This is a genomic window from Oceanisphaera litoralis (genome assembly GCF_016907015.1).
GTDB lineage: Bacteria > Pseudomonadota > Gammaproteobacteria > Enterobacterales > Aeromonadaceae > Oceanimonas > Oceanimonas litoralis.
In genome coordinates, this window is sequence record NZ_JAFBBE010000045.1 from 1 (window position 1) to 2,934 (window position 2,934).

Below are 2,934 nucleotides of genomic sequence, written 5' to 3' on the forward strand. Positions count from 1 at the left end.
CCTCACTTTCATATCATCATGTTTACGTCCAAGGATCTGGGTTCCTCCGTGCTCGAGCACGTTTACGGCCAGTCATGGCAACGGGCCTGCAGGCTGTCCGGCCTGCCAATCCCTTCCGACCGTCACGGCTGCACTGTGCAGGATGGCTCTGAGGCTGCCAAGTACGTCACCAAGTCCGGCTCTGATGATGAGATGGCGAAACCTAAGCGCCGGCAATGGGGCCTAGAAGACGAGATGACCAAAGCCCATGTCAAACAGACCCGCCGTAAGGGCTGTACGCCTTGGGGGCTGCTCAGGGCGGTTCTTGATGGGGATGACCCGGATTACCCCCCGGAACGTGCTACGGCCCTTTTCCGGGTCTATGCAGACGCCTTCAAGGGTAGACGCCAACTGTATTGGAGTAATGGCCTCCGCAAGCGCCTTGAGCTGGGACAGGAAGTCTCTGATGAAATCCTGGCTGAACGTCCCGACGATGAACGGGCGTACCTTGTTGGCACCCTGTCCGTCGAGGATTGGCGAGCCGTCCGCCGTTGTCGGGCTGAATCTGCCGTGTTGGATGCTGCCGAGGGAGGCCCCGAGTCAATGGCCGCCGTTCTGGATCAAATCACCGATTTAGCTTCTCGTCCTGTGCCTTGTTCGGATGGTAAGCCCGCCGTGTCCCATGCGCAGCAGGGGCGCGGCGGGGTAATCAGTCCCGATACAAAGCCACAATGTCACAATGTTACACCCTTGAGTTCCCCCAACCGCCGCTCCCTGCCGGGGGCCGACCCCGGTCTATCCGTCCCGGCTTCGCCGCCCCGTATAGCTGCGGCGTCCTCAACTCATAGGAATCTACTGCCATGAACATGATTCAAGATAAAGAAACCGGATTTGTGTTTTCAAGTGATGCAACGCCAGCGGACAAGATCTTCTTTCTTGCGTCCCATATCGATCACATAGGCAAGACGACAGAGCAGTTTGAATTGGTTGATATCGCTGACGCGATTATCCATTACCTGGAACAGGCTTGTCCGTCTGAATTTGAGGAGGTAGAGCAATGATTGGCTTTGAGGATTACGAACGACACCAACACGCGACCAACAAGATTGCACGGGAAGCTCTCAAGCAGGTGGCCAAGAACTTCCAGATGCCTTATTCCAAGGTTCTGGTTGAATTCAGGGATAACGAGGATTTGGAGATCACCGCCGACTTTTGGCATGAGGTCAGGGCAAGGCATGGTGATGAGTACAACGGGGTTATCTACTGCCATGGCTGCAAGAAGTTCAACCTGTACCACCAAGGAGTGTTGCCCCATGAACATTGAGATTCACCCCGAGATCCTTAAGGAGTTGGAATATATCGTTAGCCTACATAAGGCCCACGGAGCCCCAAACCCACAATCTAGTGTTCAAGACCTGATTAATTACGTTCTGGCATCCGTTGCTGATGGTTCCAGGCGTCCGGGTAGCTGGGAGCGGGATATGCTGCGAAGTATGGGTCTCATTGCTGATTGTGATGAACACGACGAGTATCGGGCAAATTATGGCCCTGATGACTGATCCACTGTCGGGCCGCACTCTTTGCGGCGGCCCGGTATATGGCGCAGCCATGCAAAACCTTTCCAGAGCTTACCAGGATAAACACCGAATCAGCATACCGGGCCTCTCCCGGTAGAGCTGGACAAGTTCACCAGGACAAACAGGCAACTCGGGGCCGGTTCGCGGCCTCGATCTAATAGCTAACACCCAAGCCCACCCCGCGCCCTGCAAAACCGTTTTTTTGTCTTGTCTTCATTCGGTGCCATGTGCTAGGTTTATCCATACCAATTGAATACGGGGCGAATACACATGGCAGCACCAAAAAGAGACAAGATCACCAGGACAGTCCGACTTGATGTTGAAGTTGACGAGCGCCTCCAAGTCGTTTGCAAGCGATTGGGGGTTACGCTCAATTCCTTCCTGATTGGCGCTATTGGAGAAGCAATTGTTCGGCATGAAAGCCAGATGCGAATCGAAAGCGGCGTGATGGATGTTATTCGGGATGCGATAGGGTCAATGGTTGCCGCCGCCGACCCGGAAGCCATGGAAAAGCGAATGAAAGAGGCTTTGGGAGATGACCAGGATAAAGCCCATTAAAAAACCCCACGGGCTGCCACCCGTAGGGTTTTCAACTTCGTGCACGGTTTGGGCTGCCACCCATTCCCGTGCTGTATGTGCACTCAACAACATACTTCGAGGCCCTTATTATGAGCCATGAGATCACCATAAACAACCGGGCTGAGCGGGGGCCCCTTGGTATAGTTACCAAAACATCTTCTACCCCCGTCAGTACTGGGTCTTTTGACCCCGAAACTGGCGAAGTTTTAACCCCTTCGTACCAGACCGCCAGAGCAAACCGGTTTGCTCTGAAGTCCGTTGTAAACAAGATTCTTCCCGGTTCCCGTACATCAAAATGCATGGTGCTTCGTGCCCCGATACCGGGCCACGGTCTCGCACCTATCGAAGTGCATAAGGGCCATAACTGCCAGAAGTGTTTTTACCAGGGCTTGATGTCCTGTGGCTCTATCTGGACGTGTCCGCCTTGTGCCTCCAAGGTTTCCGAGCGCCGCCGTATTGAACTTACCCAGGCACTCGAACGAGCCAAGCAAAAGGGTTGGGCCTGTCACTTTGTGACCCTGACCGTCCCCCATGGGGCTGGGGATGACTTGCGGGAAATTCTGGCTGGCCTGTCTGGTGCCTTGAAGCGCCTTTCTAGCGGTATGCACTCGGTGAAGTCCCAGCTTCGCAAGTTGTGCCCACACAGTGAGATCCACGGCTATATCCGGGCGCTGGAAGTGACCCACGGCGAAAACGGCTTTCACCCTCACTTTCATATCATCATGTTTACGTCCAAGGATCTGGGTTCCTCCGTGCTCGAGCACGTTTACGGCCAGTCATGGCAACGGGCCTGCAGGCT

4 protein-coding genes are annotated in these 2,934 nt (G+C 54.7%); all 4 read left to right on the plus strand.

Going from position 1 to position 2,934, the window contains the following annotated elements; translation table 11 throughout:
- The first annotated feature begins 839 nt into the window (after nucleotides 1–839).
- Nucleotides 840–1,040 (plus strand): hypothetical protein, encoded by a 201-nt coding sequence (locus HNR62_RS15930; RefSeq protein WP_204797065.1) that lies wholly within the window; start codon nucleotides 840–842, stop codon nucleotides 1,038–1,040.
- Nucleotides 1,037–1,303: a hypothetical protein gene (locus HNR62_RS15935; protein ID WP_204797066.1), complete on the plus strand. Its 267-nt coding sequence runs from the start codon at nucleotides 1,037–1,039 to the stop codon at nucleotides 1,301–1,303. The genes HNR62_RS15930 and HNR62_RS15935 overlap by 4 nt, the downstream gene beginning before the upstream one ends.
- Before the next feature lie 523 nt (nucleotides 1,304–1,826).
- Entirely contained in the window at nucleotides 1,827–2,114 is a 288-nt protein-coding gene (locus tag HNR62_RS15940; RefSeq protein ID WP_204797067.1) for a hypothetical protein, read from the plus strand.
- A gap of 413 nt (nucleotides 2,115–2,527) precedes the next feature.
- A partial coding sequence (locus HNR62_RS15945; RefSeq protein ID WP_204797068.1) for a protein rep occupies nucleotides 2,528–2,934 on the plus strand: 407 nt, incomplete at its 3' end.

Bases quoted from the DNA above. Each gene is read 5' to 3' on its own strand.
- HNR62_RS15930 (WP_204797065.1), top strand. From the start codon at position 840: ATGAACATGATTCAAGATAAAGAAACCGGATTTGTGTTTTCAAGTGAT.
- HNR62_RS15935 (WP_204797066.1), top strand. From the start codon at position 1,037: ATGATTGGCTTTGAGGATTACGAACGACACCAACACGCGACCAACAAG.
- HNR62_RS15940 (WP_204797067.1), top strand. From the start codon at position 1,827: ATGGCAGCACCAAAAAGAGACAAGATCACCAGGACAGTCCGACTTGAT.